Here is an 18,881-nt window from a genome sequence, read left to right on the forward strand (position 1 = left end):
TGATGCTTTTCTGAGCTGTGGGTAAGTCCCGCTTTTGATCTCAGCTTATACGGATCTGGATCACCGATCATTCACAGCAAACGATCCTGAGCAACCTGCTGTTGAATAACTGTTTTTCCGGGTTATCAACAGAGAGCGGCGATCCTAATAAGAGATCTAACAGGAAGATCATTCAAAGAATAAAGATCCTTTCTTTTAAACCCCAGGATCCCACGGCTTTCACCGCAGACAGAATTTCAGTAGAATCCACCGCCCAGGGCAATGATCCCTGTCCGAATATTAACGAGGTACCACTTCATGTTTTATCCAGATCCTTTTGACGTCATCGTAATTGGTGGTGGTCATGCGGGCACAGAAGCCGCAATGGCCGCTGCCCGAATGGGTCAGCAAACCCTGTTACTCACCCATGACATTGATAAGCTTGGACAAATGTCCTGTAACCCGGCGATCGGTGGCATCGGCAAAGGACACCTGGTGAAGGAAGTGGATGCCCTCGGCGGTTTGATGGCAACGGCAATCGACAAAGCAGGCATCCAGTTTAGGATACTAAACGCCAGCAAAGGCCCGGCGGTTCGCGCGACCCGTGCTCAGGCAGACCGTGTGCTTTATCGTCAGGCAGTCCGTACCGCGCTGGAGAATCAGCCTAACCTGATGATCTTTCAGCAGGCGGTTGATGATCTGATTGTGGAAAACGATCGCGTGGTCGGTGCTGTGACCCAAATGGGTCTGAAGTTTCGTGCCAAAACCGTGGTGCTGACCGTTGGGACCTTCCTTGACGGCAAAATTCATATCGGTATGGACAACTACAGCGGTGGCCGTGCGGGTGATCCGCCATCTATCCCGCTGTCAAAACGTCTGCGAGCCCTGCCTCTGCGCGTAGGCCGTTTGAAAACCGGTACCCCGCCGCGCATTGATGCTCGCACCATCGACTTTAGCCAGCTGGCTCCGCAGCATGGTGACAACCCGATGCCGGTGTTTTCGTTCATGGGCAATGTGTCGCAGCATCCGCAGCAGGTACCGTGCTGGATCACCTATACCAACGAACAAACGCATGATGTGATCCGCAACAACCTCGATCGCAGCCCGATGTATGCCGGGGTGATCGAAGGGATCGGCCCGCGTTATTGCCCGTCGATCGAAGACAAAGTCATGCGCTTTGCCGATCGTAACGCACATCAGATCTTCCTGGAGCCGGAAGGACTAACCAGCAACGAAATTTACCCGAACGGTATCTCGACCAGTCTGCCATTTGATGTGCAGATGCAAATCGTCCGTTCAATGAAAGGTCTGGAAAACGCGAAGATTGTCCGTCCGGGTTATGCCATCGAGTATGATTTCTTCGACCCACGCGATTTGAAACCGACGCTGGAAAGTAAATATATCCAGGGTCTGTTCTTTGCCGGCCAGATCAACGGCACCACCGGTTATGAAGAAGCGGCAGCCCAGGGGTTATTGGCTGGTCTGAACGCCGCCCGTCAGTCTGCGGACAAAGATGGTTGGGCACCGCGTCGTGATCAGGCTTATATGGGGGTGTTGGTTGACGATCTGTGTACGCTGGGGACGAAAGAACCCTACCGTATGTTTACCTCCCGTGCTGAATATCGTCTGATGCTGCGTGAAGACAACGCCGATCTGCGTCTGACCGAAGCCGGTCGCGAAATGGGTCTGGTGGATGATGCGCGTTGGGCGCGTTACAACCAGAAACTGGAAGCGATTGAGCTGGAACGCCAGCGTCTGCGCGATCAGTGGGTGCATCCGAAATCAGAAAACGTGGCGGAAGTGAACAGTATTCTCAGCGCACCGCTAACGAAAGAAGCCAGCGGTGAAGATTTACTGCGTCGCCCGGAAATGACTTACGCATTGCTGACGTCACTTAACAGCTATGGCCCGGCGCTGGCGGATGAACAGGCCGCTGAGCAGGTTGAGATCCAGGTGAAATATGAAGGTTACATTGCCCGCCAGCAGGAAGAAATTGATCGCCAGCAGCGCAATGAAAACACGTTACTGCCCACCGATCTTGATTACCGTCAGGTGAATGGTTTGTCGAATGAAGTGATCGCAAAACTCAACGACCACAAACCCAGTTCGATCGGCCAGGCATCTCGCATTTCAGGCATTACGCCCGCTGCGATCTCCATTTTGCTGATTTACCTGAAAAAACAGGGTCTGCTGCGTAAAAGCGCATGATTTACCACGGGGCGGGCCGGCTCGCCCCCGTTAATGGAATTCTCGTCGTGATTAACAAACTCTCCGCGCTGCTGAAAGCGGCAAACATTTCCCTCTCCGATCAACAAAAACAACAACTGGTTGGTTATGTTGAGTTGCTGCATAAATGGAATAAGGCCTACAACCTGACATCGGTGCGCGATCCACAGCAAATGCTGGTACGCCATATTCTCGACAGTATTGTGGTTGAGCCGCATTTACAGGGGGAGCGCTTTATTGATGTGGGAACCGGACCTGGATTACCGGGTATTCCGCTGGCGATTGTGCGTCCACAAGCGCATTTTACCTTGCTCGATAGTCTGGGTAAGCGCGTACGTTTCCTGCGCCAGGTTCAACATGAGTTAGGACTTACTAACGTTACCCCGGTGCAGAGCCGTGTGGAAGAGTTTCCGGCTGAGCCGCCTTTTGATGGTGTGATCAGCCGTGCTTTTGCTTCACTTGAGGATATGGTGAACTGGTGTCATCATCTGCCTTCGGCACAAGGTCACTTCTACGCCCTGAAAGGCGTCCGCCCGGATGATGAAATTACAACCTTACCGGCGGGTTTTGTGGTGCAGCAGATTTATCCGTTGCAGGTACCGGAACTGGACGGTGAGCGTCATTTGGTGGTCATTGCCCGGCAATAGCCCCTAAAATGGTATGGATTAATACCAATCCATACCATTTGAGTTACTCCACCGGGTGGATAAAAAAACAGCAATCGAACGCTGGACGATAAAGAGATTTATTCAGCAGGGCAGGGGAAGCGAGTTAACATTCCCATTAGAAATTATCCGAAAAGCTCTGTTACATTTAACGTTTAATTCACATTTTATTATCAGTTAGATCACTTCTCTGGGTGTATTTACGGAAAACAATAGTCACGCCGGAAAATATAACTCTGCAATAAATCGGCGTACGTAATATCAGTTTTACGTTTTTATTGCGCCGGGAGATGTCAATAGAGTGTTTTTATCGTTAATCCAGTCGATGTGGCATGAATATAATTTTATCTTTCTGAAAAATATGAAGTTGCACCTGCTTTGAAATCGATATTTCTTTGTTCAAAACAAAATCACATCTTGCCCACATGCTTATAATGTGATCTGAAGCACGCTTTAAAAGCAAGCAGCAGGCGCAATTTCACCGGCTGAATCCCTCTATCCTGGATGTGAATCTTTTGAGAAATAGCCCTCCGGAAAGAAATTTAAATAATTGTTCACCTTTTCGCTACTTAGCGATTGAAATCGCAGGTGCGGCCCGTATAATTTGCACGGCTTTTGCTGCTTGACTCAAATGAGTAAAGGCAGTCTTATACGACACGCGACATACCCCGTTTGGGGCAGGAGAGTTCAGCACCATGTCAGTGTCTCTTTACAGTGTGAAATTGGCCCGAACCGTGCTGCTTATTCAGCTGGTGACTTTTGTCGTAATCGGTGCGTTGTTTACCCTGAAAGATGTCATCTGGGGTGCCTCCGCCATCGCCGGTGGAGTGGCAGCCTGGCTGCCGAATGTGTTGTTTATGTTTTTAGCCTGGCGCCTGCAGGGGCAAACACCGGCCAAAGGGCGCGTAGCCTGGAGCTTCGCCTTCGGTGAAGTGTTAAAGGTGTTCGCCACCATTATTTTTCTCATTGTGGCGTTGGGTGTGTTTGGAGCGGTCTTCTGGCCTCTCGCAATCACCTGGTTATCGGTGCTGGTGGTGCAGATCGTCGCACCGGCTGTAATTAACAACAAAGGGTAAGAGGCATCATGGCTGCAGGAGAAATCTCTACTCCGCAAGAATACATAGGTCACCACCTGAATAACCTTCAGCTGGACCTGCGTACTTTCGAGTTAGTGAATCCGCACGACGCTCCCGCGACGTTCTGGGTATTAAATATCGATTCCATGTTTTTCTCTCTGGTGCTGGGACTTATCTTCCTGGTGTTGTTCCGTAAAGTGGCAAAAAGCGCCACCAGCGGTGTGCCAGGGAAATTACAAGCGGCTATCGAACTGGTTGTCGGTTTCGTTGATAACAACGTGCGCGACATGTACCACGGTAAAAGCAAACTTATCGCCCCGCTGGCTCTGACGATTTTCGTCTGGGTCTTCCTGATGAACTTCATGGATCTGTTGCCTATCGACCTGCTGCCGTTTATCGGCGAGCACTATTTAGGCCTGCCGGCGCTGCGTGTCGTGCCGTCTGCAGACGTGAACATCACGCTGTCTATGGCGTTGGGCGTATTTATTTTGATTCTGTTCTACAGCATCAAAATGAAAGGTGTAGGTGGCTTCGCCAAAGAGCTGACGCTGCAGCCTTTTAATCACCCGATCTTCATCCCCATCAACCTGATTCTTGAAGGTGTTAGCCTGCTGTCCAAACCGGTTTCACTCGGTCTGCGACTGTTCGGTAACATGTATGCGGGTGAGCTGATCTTTATCCTGATTGCCGGTCTGCTGCCGTGGTGGTCGCAGTGGGTGTTAAATGTGCCGTGGGCCATTTTCCACATCCTGATTATTTCGCTGCAGGCTTTCATTTTCATGGTCCTCACGATCGTCTATCTGTCGATGGCATCTGAAGAACATTGATTTTTTATCTCAACTACTTAGCTTTTAACTGAAACAAACTGGAGACTGTCATGGAAAACCTGAATATGGATCTGCTGTACATGGCTGCCGCTGTGATGATGGGCCTGGCGGCAATCGGTGCTGCGATCGGTATCGGCATCCTCGGAGGTAAATTCCTGGAAGGCGCAGCGCGTCAGCCGGATCTGATTCCTCTGCTGCGCACGCAGTTCTTTGTTGTAATGGGTCTGGTGGATGCTATCCCGATGATCGCTGTTGGTCTGGGTCTCTACGTGATGTTTGCTGTCGCCTAAAGCCTGTAGCCTTGTTTCTCACGGCACCCGGTGTGGTGAGAAACGGATTCTGCCGCTTATCATTGATAACGGCAGAGCAAGTTAACTTAATAAGAGGCATTGTGCTGTGAACATTAATGCAACAATCCTCGGCCAGGCCATCGCGTTCATCCTGTTTGTCGCGTTTTGCATGAAGTACGTATGGCCGCCGATTATGGCTGCCATCGAAAAGCGTCAGAAAGAAATTGCTGACGGCCTTGCTTCTGCTGAACGCGCGAAGAAAGATTTGGATCTCGCGCAGGCCAATGCGACCGACCAGCTGAAAAAAGCCAAAGATGAAGCCCAGGTCATTATCGAGCAGGCGAACAAACGCCGTGCACAGATTCTGGACGAAGCGAAAACTGAAGCCGAAACTGAACGTAACCGCATCGTGGCGCAGGCGCAGGCAGAAATCGAAGCCGAGCGTTCGCGTGCCCGTGAAGAGCTGCGTAAGCAAGTCGCGTTGCTGGCATTAGCTGGCGCCGAGAAGATCATCGAACGTTCCGTGGATGAAGCTGCTAACAGCGACATCGTTGATAAACTGGTCGCTGAACTGTAAGGAGGGAGGGGCTGATGTCTGAACTGATTACTGTAGCTCGCCCCTACGCCAAAGCAGCTTTTGACTTTGCTGTTGAGCATCAAAGTATTGAACGCTGGCAAAATATGCTGGCGTTTGCCGCAGAAGTGGCTGGCAACGAACAGATGGCAGATCTCCTTGCTGGTGCCTTAGCACCAGAAGCATTATCTGCTTCTTTCATCGCAGTCTGTGGTGATCAACTGGATGAATACGCCCAGAACCTGATTAAGGTGATGGCGGAAAACGGACGTTTGACAGCGCTTCCGGCTGTACTGGAACAGTTCATTCAACTGCGTGACGCTCACGAAGCGACAGCCGAAGTTGATGTGATTTCTGCCAGTACGCTGAGTGACAGCCAGCTGACCAAAATCAGCGCCGCGATGGAAAAACGTCTGTCACGCAAAGTTAAGCTGAATTGCAAAATTGATAAGTCTGTAATGGCAGGCGTGGTCATCCGTGCGGGTGATCTGGTGATTGATGGCAGCGTGCGCGGCCGTCTTGAGCGTCTGGCAGACGTCTTGCAGTCTTAAGGGGACTGGAGCATATGCAACTGAATTCCACCGAAATCAGCGAACTGATCAAGCAGCGCATTGCTCAGTTCAATGTCGTGAGCGAAGCTCACAATGAAGGTACTATTGTTTCTGTAAGTGACGGTATCATCCGCGTACACGGCCTGGCCGATGTCATGCAGGGTGAAATGATTGCCCTGCCGGGTAACCGTTACGCTATTGCCCTGAACCTCGAGCGTGACTCTGTAGGTGCGGTGGTGATGGGTCCGTACGCTGACCTCGCCGAAGGCATGAAGGTTAAGTGTACTGGCCGTATTCTGGAAGTGCCGGTTGGTCGTGGCCTGCTGGGCCGCGTAGTGAACACCCTGGGTGCTCCGATCGACGGTAAAGGCGCAATCGACAACGACGGCTTCTCGCCGGTTGAAGTGATTGCACCGGGCGTTATCGACCGTCAGTCCGTTGATGAGCCGGTTCAGACTGGTTACAAATCTGTCGATGCGATGATTCCAATCGGCCGTGGCCAGCGTGAGCTGATCATCGGTGACCGTCAGACCGGTAAAACCGCGATGGCGATCGATGCCATCATCAACCAGCGCGATTCAGGCATCAAATGCGTGTACGTTGCGATTGGTCAGAAAGCCTCTACCATCTCTAACGTGGTACGTAAGCTGGAAGAGCATGGCGCACTGGCTAACACCATCGTCGTTGTCGCTTCTGCTTCTGAATCTGCTGCTCTGCAATACCTGGCACCGTATGCGGGTTGCGCAATGGGCGAATACTTCCGTGACCGCGGTGAAGATGCGCTGATCGTGTACGATGACCTGTCCAAGCAGGCCGTTGCTTACCGCCAGATTTCTCTGCTGCTGCGTCGTCCGCCGGGTCGTGAAGCATTCCCTGGCGACGTGTTCTACCTCCACTCTCGTCTGCTGGAGCGTGCATCACGCGTAACCGCTGATTACGTTGAGCGTTTCACCAATGGTGAAGTGAAAGGTAAGACCGGCTCACTGACTGCACTGCCGATTATCGAAACTCAGGCGGGTGACGTTTCTGCGTTCGTTCCGACCAACGTGATTTCAATCACCGATGGTCAGATCTTCCTGGAATCTAACCTGTTCAACTCCGGTATTCGTCCGGCAGTTAACCCGGGTATCTCGGTATCCCGTGTTGGTGGCGCTGCTCAGACCAAGATCATCAAGAAACTGTCTGGTGGTATCCGTACCGCACTGGCACAGTATCGTGAACTGGCTGCGTTCTCTCAGTTCGCTTCCGATCTGGATGATGCGACTCGTAAACAGCTGAGCCACGGTCAGAAAGTGACCGAGCTGCTGAAACAGAAACAGTATGCGCCGATGTCCGTTGCGCAGCAGGGTCTGGTGCTGTTTGCTGCAGAGCGCGGCTTCCTGAACGACGTTGAGCTGGCAAAAATTGGTAGCTTCGAAGCAGCGCTGCTGGCGTTTGCTGACCGCGACCACGCTGAGCTGATGGCTGAAATCAATCAGGCGGGTAACTACAACAACGAAATCGAAGAGAAGCTGAAAGGCCTCCTCGAAACGTTTAAAGCAACCCAGTCCTGGTAATGTCTGGCGGCTTGTCTGAAAAGGCAGGCCGCAAGGCTTTGAGGAGAAGCTAATGGCCGGCGCAAAAGAGATACGTACCAAGATCGGAAGCGTGAAAAACACGCAGAAGATCACCAAAGCGATGGAAATGGTCGCCGCCTCCAAGATGCGTAAAACGCAGGAACGCATGGCGGCCAGCCGTCCGTATGCAGATACCATGCGCAAAGTGATTGGTCACCTTGCGTTAGGCAATCTGGAATACAAGCACCCTTACCTGGATGAGCGCGACGTTAAGCGCGTCGGCTACCTGGTCGTTTCGACTGACCGCGGGCTTTGTGGTGGTTTGAACATTAACCTGTTCAAAAAAGTGCTGGCAGAAATGAAAGCCTGGACTGATAAAGGCGTACAGAGCGATCTGGCGATTATCGGCTCAAAAGGGCTTGGTTTCTTCGGTTCTGTTGGTGGCAACATCGTGGCGCAGGTCACAGGCATGGGTGATAAACCTTCACTGTCTGAACTGATCGGCCCGGTAAAAGTGATGTTGCAGGCTTATGATGAAGGCCGTATCGACAAGCTGTATATCGTCAGCAACAAATTTAATAACACCATGTCTCAGACTCCGACCATTACCCAACTGCTGCCGTTACCGCCAGCGGAAGGTGAAGAAGAGATGAAGGCGAAGACCTGGGATTACCTGTACGAACCCGATCCGAAGGCGCTGCTGGATACTCTGCTGCGTCGTTATGTCGAATCGCAGGTTTATCAGGGTGTGGTGGAAAACCTGGCCAGTGAGCAGGCCGCACGTATGGTGGCGATGAAAGCCGCAACCGATAACGGCGGAAATCTGATCAAAGAGCTGCAGTTGGTTTACAACAAAGCTCGTCAGGCCAGCATCACCCAGGAACTTACCGAGATCGTCTCGGGAGCCTCCGCGGTTTAACCAGGTTTGGAATTAGGTAGAGGATTCAAGATGGCAGCTGGAAAGATTGTCCAGATTATCGGCGCCGTAGTTGACGTCGAATTCCCTCAGGATGCCGTACCGCAAGTGTACAGCGCTCTTGAGGTTAAGAATGGTGATGCTCGTCTGGTGCTGGAAGTTCAGCAGCAGCTGGGTGGTGGCGTGGTTCGTACCATCGCCATGGGTTCTTCTGACGGCCTGAAGCGCGGTCTGGAAGTAGCCGACCTGAAAAAACCGATCCAGGTTCCGGTTGGTAAAGCAACCCTCGGCCGTATCATGAACGTGCTGGGTGAGCCGATCGACATGAAAGGCGACCTGGTTGAAGAAGACGGCAGCGTAGTAGAGGTTTCCTCTATTCACCGTGCCGCGCCTTCTTATGAAGATCAGTCTAACTCGCAGGAACTGCTGGAAACCGGCATCAAGGTTATCGACCTGATGTGTCCGTTCGCTAAGGGCGGTAAAGTCGGTCTGTTCGGTGGTGCCGGTGTTGGTAAAACCGTAAACATGATGGAGCTGATCCGTAACATCGCGGCTGAGCACTCAGGTTACTCGGTATTTGCTGGTGTGGGTGAGCGTACTCGTGAGGGTAACGACTTCTACCACGAAATGACTGACTCCAACGTTATCGACAAAGTAGCGCTGGTGTATGGCCAGATGAACGAGCCGCCGGGTAACCGTCTGCGCGTAGCACTGACCGGTCTGACTATGGCGGAGAAATTCCGTGATGAAGGCCGTGACGTTCTGCTGTTCATCGACAACATCTATCGTTACACCCTGGCCGGTACAGAAGTATCTGCACTGCTGGGTCGTATGCCTTCAGCGGTAGGTTATCAGCCGACGCTGGCTGAAGAGATGGGTGTGTTACAGGAGCGTATTACCTCCACTAAGACGGGTTCAATCACCTCCGTACAGGCCGTTTACGTCCCTGCGGATGACTTGACTGACCCGTCTCCGGCGACCACCTTCGCCCACTTAGACTCAACCGTAACGCTGAGCCGTCAGATCGCATCCCTGGGTATCTACCCGGCCGTTGACCCGCTGGATTCTACCAGCCGTCAGCTGGATCCGCTGATCGTTGGTCAGGAGCACTACGATGTTGCGCGTGGCGTGCAGTCTCTGCTGCAGCGTTACCAGGAACTGAAAGACATCATCGCCATCCTCGGTATGGACGAGCTGTCTGAAGACGACAAACTGCTGGTGGCACGCGCACGTAAGATTCAGCGCTTCCTGTCTCAGCCGTTCTTCGTTGCTGAAGTCTTCACCGGTTCTCCAGGTAAGTACGTAACGCTGAAAGACACCATCCGTGGCTTCAAAGGCATCATGGAAGGCGAATTCGACCATCTGCCAGAGCAGGCTTTCTACATGGTTGGCGCGATCGACGAAGCCGTGGAAAAAGCGAAGAAACTGTAATAACGGTTTCCCGGGAGGAATGATATGGCTATGACTTATCACCTGGATGTTGTCAGCGCGGAGCAACAAATGTTCTCCGGTCTGGTGCAGAAAATCCAGGTGTCAGGTAGCGAAGGTGAGCTGGGGATTTACCCTGGCCACGCCCCGCTCCTGACTGCCATCAAGCCTGGTATGATTCGCATCGTTAAACAGCATGGCGAAGAGGAGTATATCTACCTCTCTGGCGGCGTGCTGGAAGTTCAGCCGGGCAGCACCACCGTTCTGGCCGACACCGCGATTCGTGGTGAAGACCTCGACGAAGCGCGCGCGCTGGAAGCGAAACGTAAAGCAGAAGAACACATGAGCAGCAGCCACGGCGACGTGGACTATGCTCAGGCCTCTGCCGAACTGGCGAAAGCTATCGCGAAGCTGCGTGTTATCGAGCTGACCAAAAAAGCGATGTAATCAGGCTTTATGCGTCACGAAGTGCCAGCCCATTGGGCTGGCATTTTTTTTGCCTGCGGTTCCGGAAAAAATAAAAACAACGCGATATTTTGCACATACCGTAGCGGCGCAATTTATTGCGCACTGCCTTTCGTCATCCTCTAATTTCGATCCGAGAAAAATGTAGTAATCTCAGAGGTAAACCTTAAACTTTCGAAAGCTAAAACAGAGTCAGGATAGTTATGTCTACAAGTGCGATGAGTGTGGTGATTCTTGCCGCTGGCAAGGGCACCCGTATGTATTCCGATCTCCCCAAAGTTCTGCATACCCTGGCAGGAAAACCCATGGTCCAGCATGTGATTGATGCTGCAACCGGGTTGGGCGCACAGCAAATCCATCTGGTTTACGGCCACGGCGGCGATCAACTTAAAGCTCAGCTTTCTGGTAACACCCTGAATTGGGTGTTACAGGCGCAACAGCTTGGCACCGGGCATGCGATGCAGCAGGCAGCCCCCTGGTTCGCAGATGACGAAGACATTGTGATGCTGTACGGCGACGTTCCGTTGATCTCCCTGGAAACGTTGCAGCGCCTGCGTAGCGCTAAACCTGCGGGTGGCATAGGTCTGCTCACCGTGGTGCTCGACAATCCCACCGGCTATGGCCGTATCGTGCGTGAAAACGACACCATTACCGGGATCGTGGAACAAAAAGATGCTTCGCCCGAACAACTGAAGATTCAGGAGATTAACACCGGCATCCTGATTGCTAACGGTGGTGATCTCAAACGCTGGCTGTCACAGTTGAATAACAACAACGCGCAAGGCGAGTTCTATATCACCGACATTATTGCGATGGCACATCAGGAAGGGCGTCTGGTGCAGGCTGTCCATCCGGCGCGCATCAGCGAAACCGACGGTGTAAATAATCGCCTGCAACTGGCCGCGTTGGAACGTGCTTACCAGGCTGAACAGGCCGAGAAACTGTTGTTGGCAGGTGTGATGCTGCGTGACCCGGCACGTTTCGATCTGCGTGGCACGTTGAAACACGGACGCGATGTTGAAATCGATACCAATGTGATTATCGAAGGCGAGGTCACCCTGGGCGATCGGGTGAAAATTGCGGCGGGTTGTATCATCAAAAACAGCGTGATTGCTGATGATTGTGAAATCAGCGCGTATTCGGTGATCGAGGATGCCAATCTGGCCGCGGCTTGTACCGTTGGTCCGTTTGCTCGTTTGCGCCCCGGAAGCGAACTGGGAGAGAAGGCTCACGTTGGCAACTTCGTTGAAATGAAGAAAGCCACCCTTGGAAAAGGTTCCAAAGCCGGTCACCTCTCCTATCTTGGCGACGCGGAGATTGGCGACGATGTGAATATCGGCGCTGGCACCATCACCTGTAATTACGATGGCGCGAATAAATCTAAAACCATCATTGGCGACAACGTGTTTGTGGGTTCCGATACCCAGCTGGTGGCTCCGGTGACTGTCGCCAGTGGCGCGACAATTGCGGCGGGCACCACGGTGATGAAAGACGTACCCGCCGCTGTTCTGGTTTACAACCGCAAAGAACAGAACCAGAAAGCGGGCTGGAAGCGCCCGGAAAAGAAAAAGTAATTTTTAATGGCCGACAAAGATCGGCCTGTTAGCAGTAAATATAACTACATCCCCACTCTCTACAAGGCTCGGGGAACCGGCGATGCCGGATATCAGGTCAGATGACAACGCAATGGCCGAAAGCCATGAAGTCAGGAAACTATTATGTGTGGAATTGTTGGTGCAGTAGCACAGCGCGACATTGCAGAAATTCTGCTGGAAGGTCTGCGTCGTCTTGAGTATCGCGGTTACGATTCGGCGGGTTTGGCCGTCGTTGATCGTCAAGGCCATGTGACGCGTCTGCGTCGCCTGGGCAAAGTGCAAAAGTTGGCAGAAGCGGCAGAACAGCAGCCGTTGATTGGCGGCACCGGTATTGCTCATACCCGTTGGGCTACCCACGGTGAACCCTCAGAAGCCAATGCGCATCCGCATATCTCTGAGCACATCATCATTGTGCATAACGGCATCATTGAGAACCATGAACCGTTGCGTGCGCAGCTGATTGAGCGCGGTTACTCATTCGCGTCAGAAACTGACACCGAAGTGGTGGCACATCTGGTGCACTGGGAACAGAAACAAGGCGGTTCGCTGCGTGAAGTGGTGCTGCGGGTGATTCCGCAACTGCGCGGCGCCTATGGCATGGTGATTATGGACAGCCGCGATCCCTCCGTGCTGGTGGCCGCGCGTTCCGGTAGCCCGCTGGTGGTAGGCCGTGGCGTCGGCGAAAACTTTATCGCTTCCGATCAGCTGGCACTGCTGCCGGTGACACGCCGCTTCATCTATCTGGAAGAGGGCGATATCGCTGAGATTACCCGCCGCGAAGTGACTATTGTCGATCGCAATGGCACGCCAGTGACTCGCGCCGAGATCGAATCTAACGTCCAGTATGATGCCGGCGACAAAGGGATTTACCGTCACTACATGCAGAAAGAGATTTATGAACAGCCGATGGCGATCAAAAACACCTTAACCGGTCGTTTCAGCCACGGTGAAGTCGATCTCAGCGAGCTTGGCCCACAAGCGGAAGCTCTGTTGAGCAAAGTTGAGCATATCCAGATTATCGCCTGCGGCACCTCATACAACTCCGGTATGGTTTCGCGTTACTGGTTCGAATCACTGGCAAACATTCCCTGCGATGTCGAAATTGCCTCTGAATTCCGCTATCGCAAATCGGCGGTGCGTAAAAACAGCCTGCTGATCACCCTGTCACAGTCCGGTGAAACTGCCGATACGCTGGCCGCGCTGCGTCTGTCGAAAGAGCTGGGCTATCTGGGTTCGCTGGCCATCTGTAACGTGGCGGGGTCGTCGCTGGTACGTGAATCCGATTTGTCACTGATGACCAAAGCGGGTACCGAGATCGGGGTAGCCTCCACCAAAGCCTTTACCACGCAGCTCACCGTGTTGTTGATGCTGGTAGCGAAACTGGGCCGCCTGCATGGCATGTCTGCTGATACCGAACACGAGATTGTCCATGGGTTACAGGCGCTGCCGAGCCGTATTGAGCAGATGCTGGCGCAGGATAAGGTGATCGAAAACCTGGCAGAAGGTTTCTCTGACAAGCATCATGCGTTGTTCCTTGGCCGTGGCGATCAGTATCCGATCGCCATGGAAGGCGCGCTGAAGCTGAAAGAGATCTCCTATATCCACGCGGAAGCCTACGCGGCCGGGGAGTTGAAACATGGCCCGCTGGCGCTGATTGACGCCGATATGCCAGTAATCGTGGTAGCACCGAATAACGAACTGCTGGAGAAGCTGAAGTCCAACATCGAAGAGGTGCGTGCACGCGGCGGTCTGCTGTATGTATTTGCCGATCAGGATGCAGGTTTTAGCGACAGCGATGGCATGAAGATTATCTCTCTGCCGCATGTGGAAGAGGTGATTGCGCCAATCTTCTACACCGTGCCGCTGCAACTTCTTTCCTACCATGTCGCGTTGATTAAAGGCACCGATGTCGATCAACCGCGTAACCTGGCGAAATCAGTGACTGTTGAATAATCAGTAAGAAAAGCGGGACTGCAAGGGTCCCGCTTCATTTTTAAACGGTGTCATAAAACTGTCATATTTCGTACATTTGACTGTCATCAAACTGTCCTATTTTCCCTCCAGCAGCAATCAATGACTCTTACTAAAATGGCATAGAGCCTGATTTTTTTAACTCCCCTGGAGGGAACATGACACTGATGCGTAGCACCGTAGCCCGAATCCTCGCCGCCACCTTCGCAGTAAGCGCGGTCTCTGCTTTTGCAGCAACCGATCTGACTGGCGCAGGCGGGACGTTCCCGGCACCGGTTTATGCCAAGTGGGCAGCAGAATACCAGCAAGCCACCGGTAGCAAAGTTAACTATCAGGGTATTGGTTCTTCGGGCGGCGTGAAGCAAATCATCGCCAAAACCGTCGATTTCGGTGCGTCAGATGCGCCGATGAAAGATGAAGATCTGCAAAAAAATGGCCTGTTCCAGTTCCCGACCGTGATCGGTGGTGTGGTTCTGGCAGTTAACATCCCTGGCGTGAAGTCTGGTCAGCTGACCCTCGACGGTAAAACCGTTGGTGACATTTACCTGGGCAATATCAAAAAGTGGAACGATCCGGCGATCACCAAACTCAACCCGGGCGTGAAACTGCCAGATACCAACATCAACGTGGTACGCCGCGCTGACGGTTCCGGTACCTCTTTCGTCTTCACCAGCTACCTGTCTAAAGTGAACGAAGAGTGGAACAGCAAAATTGGTAAAGGCAACACCGTAAACTGGCCGACCGGTCTGGGCGGTAAAGGTAACGACGGCGTGGCGGCATTCGTCCAGCGTCTGCCGGGTTCAATCGGCTACGTCGAGTACGCGTATGCCAAGCAGAACAACCTGACTTACACCAAGTTGCACGATGCTGATGGCAAAGCTGTGGCACCGAGCGAAACCAGCTTTGCTAACGCGGCCAAAGGCGCGAACTGGAGCGAATCTTTTGCCCAGGACCTGACTTTCCAGAAAGGCAACGATGCATGGCCGATCACTTCCACCACCTTCATCCTGGTTTATAAAGATCAGGCAAATGCAGAGAAAGGTAGCGAAGTGCTGAAGTTCTTCGACTGGGCTTACAAAAATGGTGGAAAAACGGCGACCAGCCTGGATTACGCAGCTCTGCCAGAAAGCGTGACCACGCAGATTCGTGATGCCTGGAAAGCCAACATCAAAGATTCTTCCGGCAAAGCGCTGTACAAGTAAGTGAATGACCTGGCCAGCCGACAGGCTGGCCACCCTGACTTCCCCTGAGAACAGAGACTTCTATGGCTGCCACTAAGCCGACGTTTAAAGCCCCTGGCAAACAAGGTGACATGATCTTCGGCGCGCTGGTGAAACTGGCTGCGCTGATTGTGTTATTGCTGCTGGGTGGCATCATCGTCTCCCTGATTTTCTCCTCCTGGCCCAGTATCCAGAAATTTGGTTTCTCATTCCTGTGGACCAAAACCTGGGATGCGCCTAACGAACAATTTGGTGCGCTGGTGCCGATTTACGGTACCGTCGTAACCTCGCTGATTGCGCTGCTCATCGCCGTTCCGGTGAGCTTCGGTATCGCCCTGTTCCTGACGGAACTGGCACCAGGCTGGCTGCGTCGTCCACTCGGCACTGCAATCGAGCTGCTGGCGGCCATCCCCAGCATCGTCTATGGCATGTGGGGCCTGTTTATTTTCGCGCCACTCTTTGCCGAGTACTTTCAGACGCCGGTTGGCGACATCATGTCGAATATCCCGATTGTGGGTGCGCTGTTCTCCGGCCCGGCTTTTGGGATCGGTATCCTGGCGGCAGGCGTTATCCTCGCCATCATGATCATCCCGTACATTGCTTCGGTGATGCGTGATGTGTTCGAACAGACCCCGGTGATGATGAAAGAGTCGGCCTACGGTATTGGCTGCACCACCTGGGAAGTGATTTGGCGTATCGTGTTGCCCTTCACCAAAAACGGTGTGATTGGCGGTGTGATGCTCGGTCTGGGCCGTGCATTGGGTGAGACGATGGCGGTGACCTTTATCATCGGTAACACCTACCAGCTCGACAGCGCATCGCTGTTTATGCCGGGCAACAGCATCACCTCGGCACTGGCGAATGAATTTGCTGAGGCAGAATCCGGTGTCCATGTGGCGGCATTGATGGAGCTGGGGCTGATCCTGTTTGTCATCACCTTTATCGTACTGGCGATCTCCAAACTGATGATTTTGCGTTTGGCGAAAAGTGAAGGAGCCCGGTCATGACAACCATTGAATTGCAGGCCCGCGCTGAACTGGAAGCCTCGCGTCGCAAAATGCAGGCATGGCGCAGTACCAAAAATAAAATCGCGCTGACCCTGTCGCTGCTGACGATGGCATTCGGTCTGTTCTGGCTGATCTGGATCCTGTTTACCACCATTTCCCGTGGTATTGATGGCCTTTCCTGGTCGCTGTTTACTGAATCAACCCCGCCACCCAATACCGCTGGCGGTGGCCTGGCGAACGCCCTTGCAGGCAGTGGTTTACTGATTTTCTGGTCAACCTTCTTTGGCACACCGCTGGGCATCATGGCGGGGATCTACCTTGCCGAATATGGTCGCAAGCACTGGCTGGCAGAGGTGATTCGTTTTATTAACGATATCCTGCTGTCTGCACCATCAATTGTGGTGGGGTTGTTCGTTTACACCATCGTGGTGGCGCAGATGCAGCACTTCTCCGGTTGGGCAGGCGTGGTGGCACTGGCGTTGTTGCAGATTCCCATCGTGATCCGTACCACTGAGAATATGCTGCGTCTGGTGCCTGATAGCATGCGTGAAGCCGCTTATGCGCTGGGGACGCCGAAATGGAAGATGATTTCAGCTATCACCCTCAAGGCCTCAGTCTCCGGCATTATCACCGGTGTGCTGCTGGCGATTGCGCGTATTGCCGGTGAAACCGCACCGTTGCTGTTTACTGCGCTGTCGAACCAGTTCTGGAGCACCGACATGATGCAGCCGATCGCCAACCTGCCAGTCACCATCTTTAAATTTGCCATGAGTCCCTTTGCGGAATGGCAAAGTCTGGCGTGGGCGGGTGTGCTGATCATCACCCTGTGCGTATTGCTGCTGAACATCCTGGCACGCGTGATTTTCTCTAAGAGCAAACACTAATTTCCCGGCGCGGCTATGGCAGCGCGGTACATGAGAGACGAGCAATGAGTATGGCAACTTCTTCTGCCGGCAAAATTCAGGTGCGCAATCTGAACTTCCATTACGGGAAATTCCATGCGCTGAAAAACATCAATCTGGACATCGCAAAGAACCAGGTCACCGCGTTTATCGGGCCATCCGGCTGTGGTAAATCGACCCTGCTGCGCACCTTCAATAAAATGTATTCGCTCTACCCTGAGCAGCGTGCAGAAGGTGAGATTCTGTTGGATGGGGACAATATTCTGGCGTCAAGCCAGGATATTGCCCTGTTGCGCGCCCGTGTCGGCATGGTGTTCCAGAAACCTACGCCGTTCCCGATGTCGATTTACGACAATATCGCGTTTGGTGTCCGTCTGTTTGAAAAGCTGTCGCGTGCTGATATGGATGAGCGCGTGCAGTGGGCGCTGACGAAAGCAGCGCTGTGGAATGAAACCAAAGACAAGCTCCATCAGAGTGGTTACAGTCTCTCCGGCGGTCAGCAGCAGCGTTTGTGCATCGCTCGCGGCATTGCGATTCGCCCGGAAGTGTTGCTGCTGGATGAGCCATGCTCGGCGCTGGATCCCATCTCCACGGGCCGTATCGAAGAGTTGATCACCGAGCTGAAGCAGGATTACACCGTAGTGATTGTGACCCACAACATGCAACAGGCGGCGCGCTGTTCCGATCATACCGCCTTTATGTATCTGGGTGAGCTGATTGAATTCAGCGATACCGATACGCTGTTTACCAAGCCAGCGCAAAAGCAGACAGAAGACTACATTACCGGTCGTTACGGCTGATTTGACGGAGACGCACATGGATAATTTAAATCTGAACAAACATATCTCCGGTCAGTTCAACGCGGAGCTGGAACACATTCGCACTCAGGTGATGATCATGGGTGGCATGGTGGAGCAGCAGCTTACCGACGCCATTACCGCGATGCATAACCAGGATGGCGATCTGGCGCAGCGAGTCATCGACGGCGACCAGAAGGTCAACATGATGGAAGTGGAGATTGATGAAGCCTGCGTGCGCATCATCGCCAAGCGCCAGCCTACCGCCAGCGATTTACGTCTGGTGATGGCGATCATCAAGACCATCTCTGAACTGGAACGTATTGGGGACGTGGCGGAAAAAATCAGCCGCACCGCGCTGGAGAAATTTAGCCAGCAACATCTGCCGCTGCTGGTGAGCCTGGAATCACTCGGTCACCATACCGTACAGATGCTGCATGATGTGCTGGATGCTTTTGCGCGCATGGATCTCAACGCGGCGATCGATATCTACCGCGAAGACAAGAAGGTGGATAAAGAGTACGAGGGTATTGTGCGTCAATTAATGACCTACATGATGGAAGACCCGCGTACCATCCCCAGCGTACTGACTGCGCTGTTCTGTGCCCGTGCCATTGAGCGTATCGGTGACCGCTGCCAGAACATCTGTGAGATCATCTTCTATTTTGTGAAGGGCCAGGATTTCCGTCATGTTGGCGGCGACAAGCTGGATGAATTGTTGTCCGGCGACGATGGCAGCAACAAACCTTCCTGATAACCCCGTGGCTGCTGGTTTTACTGGCAGCCATCTCCATTTCTGATTGGTCTCAAGTCTTTCCGCTCTTTATACTTGGCGC

General features: G+C 53.0%; 18 protein-coding genes. All 18 read left to right on the plus strand.

Features of this window, described 5'->3' with window-relative positions; all coding sequences use genetic code 11:
* Positions 1–297 precede the first annotated feature (297 nt).
* The 18 genes from mnmG (at position 298) to phoU (ending at position 18,799) form a co-directional block, all read left to right on the plus strand.
* Positions 298–2,187, plus strand: a complete 1,890-nt coding sequence (gene mnmG, locus AC6I8N_RS00005) for a tRNA uridine-5-carboxymethylaminomethyl(34) synthesis enzyme MnmG (RefSeq protein WP_497829767.1) — start codon at positions 298–300, stop codon at positions 2,185–2,187.
* Between the two features lie 47 nt (positions 2,188–2,234).
* On the plus strand, positions 2,235–2,852 hold the full coding sequence (gene rsmG / locus AC6I8N_RS00010) for a 16S rRNA (guanine(527)-N(7))-methyltransferase RsmG (RefSeq protein WP_208724451.1): 618 nt from the start codon (positions 2,235–2,237) through the stop codon (positions 2,850–2,852).
* A 713-nt stretch (positions 2,853–3,565) separates the two neighbouring features.
* Positions 3,566–3,946, plus strand: a complete 381-nt coding sequence (gene atpI / locus AC6I8N_RS00015) for a F0F1 ATP synthase subunit I (RefSeq protein WP_021183628.1) — start codon at positions 3,566–3,568, stop codon at positions 3,944–3,946.
* 8 nt (positions 3,947–3,954) lie between these two features.
* Entirely contained in the window at positions 3,955–4,773 is an 819-nt protein-coding gene (gene atpB, locus AC6I8N_RS00020) for a F0F1 ATP synthase subunit A (RefSeq protein ID WP_013511097.1), read from the plus strand.
* 50 nt (positions 4,774–4,823) lie between these two features.
* Entirely contained in the window at positions 4,824–5,063 is a 240-nt protein-coding gene (atpE, locus tag AC6I8N_RS00025; RefSeq protein WP_003849523.1) for a F0F1 ATP synthase subunit C, read from the plus strand.
* 106 nt (positions 5,064–5,169) lie between these two features.
* The gene (gene atpF, locus AC6I8N_RS00030; protein ID WP_497829768.1) at positions 5,170–5,640 is read left to right on the plus strand and encodes a F0F1 ATP synthase subunit B; all 471 of its coding nucleotides are present in this window, start codon (positions 5,170–5,172) and stop codon (positions 5,638–5,640) included.
* Between the two features lie 14 nt (positions 5,641–5,654).
* On the plus strand, positions 5,655–6,188 hold the full coding sequence (gene atpH, locus AC6I8N_RS00035) for a F0F1 ATP synthase subunit delta (RefSeq protein ID WP_013511099.1): 534 nt from the start codon (positions 5,655–5,657) through the stop codon (positions 6,186–6,188).
* A gap of 14 nt (positions 6,189–6,202) precedes the next feature.
* A complete protein-coding gene (gene atpA, locus AC6I8N_RS00040) occupies positions 6,203–7,744 on the plus strand; it encodes a F0F1 ATP synthase subunit alpha (RefSeq protein ID WP_013511100.1) in 1,542 nt (513 codons plus the stop codon).
* 52 nt (positions 7,745–7,796) lie between these two features.
* Entirely contained in the window at positions 7,797–8,663 is an 867-nt protein-coding gene (gene atpG / locus AC6I8N_RS00045; protein ID WP_021183630.1) for a F0F1 ATP synthase subunit gamma, read from the plus strand.
* Between the two features lie 30 nt (positions 8,664–8,693).
* Positions 8,694–10,091: a F0F1 ATP synthase subunit beta gene (gene atpD / locus AC6I8N_RS00050; protein ID WP_497829769.1), complete on the plus strand. Its 1,398-nt coding sequence runs from the start codon at positions 8,694–8,696 to the stop codon at positions 10,089–10,091.
* A 24-nt stretch (positions 10,092–10,115) separates the two neighbouring features.
* Entirely contained in the window at positions 10,116–10,535 is a 420-nt protein-coding gene (locus AC6I8N_RS00055) for a F0F1 ATP synthase subunit epsilon (RefSeq protein ID WP_013511103.1), read from the plus strand.
* A 221-nt stretch (positions 10,536–10,756) separates the two neighbouring features.
* The gene (gene glmU / locus AC6I8N_RS00060) at positions 10,757–12,127 is read left to right on the plus strand and encodes a bifunctional UDP-N-acetylglucosamine diphosphorylase/glucosamine-1-phosphate N-acetyltransferase GlmU (protein ID WP_497829770.1); all 1,371 of its coding nucleotides are present in this window, start codon (positions 10,757–10,759) and stop codon (positions 12,125–12,127) included.
* 144 nt (positions 12,128–12,271) lie between these two features.
* The gene (glmS, locus tag AC6I8N_RS00065) at positions 12,272–14,101 is read left to right on the plus strand and encodes a glutamine--fructose-6-phosphate transaminase (isomerizing) (protein WP_021183633.1); all 1,830 of its coding nucleotides are present in this window, start codon (positions 12,272–12,274) and stop codon (positions 14,099–14,101) included.
* A 176-nt stretch (positions 14,102–14,277) separates the two neighbouring features.
* Positions 14,278–15,321 carry a phosphate ABC transporter substrate-binding protein PstS gene (gene pstS, locus AC6I8N_RS00070; protein ID WP_036625694.1) on the plus strand — a complete coding sequence of 348 codons (1,044 nt, stop codon included), beginning with the start codon at positions 14,278–14,280 and terminating at the stop codon, positions 15,319–15,321.
* 62 nt (positions 15,322–15,383) lie between these two features.
* The gene (gene pstC / locus AC6I8N_RS00075; RefSeq protein ID WP_208724455.1) at positions 15,384–16,346 is read left to right on the plus strand and encodes a phosphate ABC transporter permease PstC; all 963 of its coding nucleotides are present in this window, start codon (positions 15,384–15,386) and stop codon (positions 16,344–16,346) included.
* On the plus strand, positions 16,343–17,230 hold the full coding sequence (gene pstA, locus AC6I8N_RS00080) for a phosphate ABC transporter permease PstA (protein WP_208724456.1): 888 nt from the start codon (positions 16,343–16,345) through the stop codon (positions 17,228–17,230). The genes pstC and pstA overlap by 4 nt, the downstream gene beginning before the upstream one ends.
* Before the next feature lie 44 nt (positions 17,231–17,274).
* Positions 17,275–18,048: a phosphate ABC transporter ATP-binding protein PstB gene (gene pstB, locus AC6I8N_RS00085; RefSeq protein ID WP_021183638.1), complete on the plus strand. Its 774-nt coding sequence runs from the start codon at positions 17,275–17,277 to the stop codon at positions 18,046–18,048.
* Between the two features lie 16 nt (positions 18,049–18,064).
* Positions 18,065–18,799, plus strand: a complete 735-nt coding sequence (gene phoU / locus AC6I8N_RS00090) for a phosphate signaling complex protein PhoU (protein ID WP_021183639.1) — start codon at positions 18,065–18,067, stop codon at positions 18,797–18,799.
* Positions 18,800–18,881 lie beyond the last annotated feature (82 nt).

This window comes from Pantoea sp. X-Soil-TKNS-1279, from assembly GCF_059730565.1.

Excerpts from the sequence above, each read along its gene's own strand:
- atpI (WP_021183628.1), top strand. The coding sequence starts at position 3,566 with ATGTCAGTGTCTCTTTACAGTGTGAAATTGGCCCGAACCGTGCTGCTT.
- pstC (WP_208724455.1), top strand. The coding sequence starts at position 15,384 with ATGGCTGCCACTAAGCCGACGTTTAAAGCCCCTGGCAAACAAGGTGAC.
- atpB (WP_013511097.1), top strand. The coding sequence starts at position 3,955 with ATGGCTGCAGGAGAAATCTCTACTCCGCAAGAATACATAGGTCACCAC.
- glmS (WP_021183633.1), top strand. The coding sequence starts at position 12,272 with ATGTGTGGAATTGTTGGTGCAGTAGCACAGCGCGACATTGCAGAAATT.
- atpE (WP_003849523.1), top strand. The coding sequence starts at position 4,824 with ATGGAAAACCTGAATATGGATCTGCTGTACATGGCTGCCGCTGTGATG.
- phoU (WP_021183639.1), top strand. The coding sequence starts at position 18,065 with ATGGATAATTTAAATCTGAACAAACATATCTCCGGTCAGTTCAACGCG.
- pstA (WP_208724456.1), top strand. The coding sequence starts at position 16,343 with ATGACAACCATTGAATTGCAGGCCCGCGCTGAACTGGAAGCCTCGCGT.
- atpA (WP_013511100.1), top strand. The coding sequence starts at position 6,203 with ATGCAACTGAATTCCACCGAAATCAGCGAACTGATCAAGCAGCGCATT.
- AC6I8N_RS00055 (WP_013511103.1), top strand. The coding sequence starts at position 10,116 with ATGGCTATGACTTATCACCTGGATGTTGTCAGCGCGGAGCAACAAATG.
- pstS (WP_036625694.1), top strand. The coding sequence starts at position 14,278 with ATGACACTGATGCGTAGCACCGTAGCCCGAATCCTCGCCGCCACCTTC.
- atpD (WP_497829769.1), top strand. The coding sequence starts at position 8,694 with ATGGCAGCTGGAAAGATTGTCCAGATTATCGGCGCCGTAGTTGACGTC.
- pstB (WP_021183638.1), top strand. The coding sequence starts at position 17,275 with ATGAGTATGGCAACTTCTTCTGCCGGCAAAATTCAGGTGCGCAATCTG.
- glmU (WP_497829770.1), top strand. The coding sequence starts at position 10,757 with ATGTCTACAAGTGCGATGAGTGTGGTGATTCTTGCCGCTGGCAAGGGC.
- atpG (WP_021183630.1), top strand. The coding sequence starts at position 7,797 with ATGGCCGGCGCAAAAGAGATACGTACCAAGATCGGAAGCGTGAAAAAC.
- atpH (WP_013511099.1), top strand. The coding sequence starts at position 5,655 with ATGTCTGAACTGATTACTGTAGCTCGCCCCTACGCCAAAGCAGCTTTT.
- mnmG (WP_497829767.1), top strand. The coding sequence starts at position 298 with ATGTTTTATCCAGATCCTTTTGACGTCATCGTAATTGGTGGTGGTCAT.